Raw genomic sequence first — 2,398 nt, 5'->3', positions numbered from 1 at the left:
TGGCCGGCCTGATCGACCAGGCCCGACAACTCCGCGCGGTTGAATTTGGTCTTGTCCTCCCACAACGTGTTGACGACCGAGGTGGCAATCGCGCCGCTGAAGGTCCGGCAGAAGCTCATCAGTCCCGCCGCCGAAGCCGTTTCGGGCTCGTCCACACTGCTCAGGCCGATGCTCGTCGTCGGCACGAAGAAGAATGGCAGGCCGACGCCTTGCAGCAGCAGCGGCAGTGCCACCTGCCAGAAGTCCATGTCCGAATTCGCATGCGTGCGGAACAGCGTCACCGAGCCGAGCAACGCTACGCCGGCAAACACGAGCCAGCGTCCATCGAACTTCGTCGACAGCCTGGCTGCAAACGGCGCGGCGACAACCGCGAAGATGCCCGTCGTCGCCTGGGCATAACCGGCCCACGTGGCCGTGTACCCCATATTGTTCTGCAGCCACAGTGGCGTGAGCACGGTGGCACCGAAGTACGCGCCGAACGCCAGCGACATGGTGACCACACTCGCGGCAAAGCCGCGATGACGGAACACCCGCAGATCGACGATGGGATTACGCTCGGTGAGCTCCCAGATGAGGAAGGCGAGAAAGCCAATCACCGCAATGATCGCGAGGACGCGAATTTCCATCGAGCTGAACCAGTCCTTGTCCTTGCCATCATCGACCATGATCTGCAGCGACGAGACCCAAATGATCAGCAGCACGAGCCCGACAGTGTCGATGCGCATCCGGACCTTCCCGGATTCGAAGCGCTTGAGCATCATCCATCCGGCGTATCCGCAGATGAGCGAGACCGGCACGTTAATGAAGAAGATGTAGGACCAGTGGTAGTCGTCGCAGATGATACCGCCCAGCACCGGGCCCATCACCGGCGCAATCAGTGTCGTCATGCTCCACAGGCCAAGCGCGGCGGCGGCCTTCTCCTTCGGAAAGATGCGCAGCAGCAGGGTTTGCGAGAGCGGCATCAGCGGGCCGCCCGCGAGCCCTTGAAACACACGGAACAGGATCAGCGTGCCGAGCGAGGTCGCCATCCCGCATAGCGCCGAAAAGAGCCCGAACATCACCAGCGCCGTGATGAACACGCGCACCGTGCCGAAGCGGCTCGCGAGCCAACCGGTCAGCGGCACGGTGATCGCTTCGGCCACCGCATACGAGGTGATGACGTAGGTGCCCTGGCTCGTCGAGGAGCCGAGAGCGCCCGAAATCGTCGACAGCGACACGTTAGCGATGGTGCTGTCCAGCACCGCGACAAAGTTGGCGGCGGCGATCATCAACGCCGCGACAATCAGCATGGGGCCGGACAGCGGCGGCAATGCAATGTCATTGACCTGACTGGAAGACATGGCGGCGCATCCTCAGTGTGCGGGCGCGTCGTTGCCGCCGCGGGTGTCGACTGTTGCTTCCATCGACAGGTTGATGCCGAGCGGATGCGCGCGAAGCTCGGCCGGATCGATTTTGACGCGCACCGGCAGGCGCTGCACGACCTTGATCCAGTTGCCGGTCGCGTTCTGCGCGGGGATCATCGCAAACGCGGAACCTGAACCGCCTGCGAAACCCTCGACCTTGCCGTGATAGACGACCTTGCTGCCGTACAGGTCCGACTTCAGTTCCACCGGCTGTCCGATGCGCACCTTGCCGAGTTGTGTCTCCTTGTAATTCGCATCGACGTAGACGGATTCGACGGGCACAACCTTCATCAGTGTGGTGCCGGACTGAACACGCTGGCCCACCTGAACCTGGCGGTTTGCGACGATACCGTCGACCGGCGCGCGCAGCACCGTGCGTTCGAGATCGACGCGTGCCTGATCGCGCTTCGCGCGGGCGAGCAGCACTTCCGGATTGGTGTCGACCGTCGTGTCTACGATCAGCACCTTGTTTGCTTCGAGCGAGCCGACCGCCGCGTCGCGGCTTGCCTTCGCCTGCAAGGCCGCGGCGCGGGCTGCATCGAGCGCGGCCCTTGCGGTGGCAAACGCAGTGCGCGCGTTGCTCAGTTCTTCGCCGGATACGCTGCCGGTGTGGCTAAGCACCTCGCGCCGCTGCAGGTCGATCGCCGCGCGGTCAAGGTCGGCCTGGGCCGATGCGATCTGCGCGGCCATGCGGGTTTCGTCGGCGGCACGCGCATTGACTTGCGCGGCCAGTTGCGTATCGGTGGCGACATAGCCGCGCACCTTGCGTTCGGCGCGGCCCAGATCAGCTTCGGCCTGCGCCAGCGCAATCTTCGCGTCGGTGTCGTCGACTACGGCCAGTACGTCGCCCTTGTGGACCTGCTGCGTATTGACGACCGGCACGCTTTTGACGATGCCGCTCACCGCCGGCGTGATCGATGCGACTTCGGCTGCCGTGTAGGCGTTATCGGTCGACACGTAATGCGACGCGACGAAGTGCCAGTAGCTTGCGTAGC

General features: G+C 63.9%; 2 protein-coding genes. Both read right to left on the bottom strand.

The window, feature by feature from the left end:
- Positions 1-1,340: DHA2 family efflux MFS transporter permease subunit (locus tag HV744_RS36405; RefSeq protein ID WP_175154064.1), on the bottom strand; the 1,340-nt coding region annotated here is incomplete at its 3' end.
- Between the two features lie 12 nt (positions 1,341-1,352).
- The coding region (locus HV744_RS36400; RefSeq protein WP_175154063.1) for an HlyD family secretion protein at positions 1,353-2,398 on the bottom strand (1,046 nt) is incomplete at its 5' end.

Origin of the sequence: Paraburkholderia ultramafica, assembly GCF_902859915.1 — a bacterium.
Classification (GTDB): Bacteria; Pseudomonadota; Gammaproteobacteria; order Burkholderiales; family Burkholderiaceae; genus Paraburkholderia; species Paraburkholderia ultramafica.
Note: the sequence above shows the minus strand (reverse complement) of the source record. Positions and strands in the feature narration are given on the sequence as shown.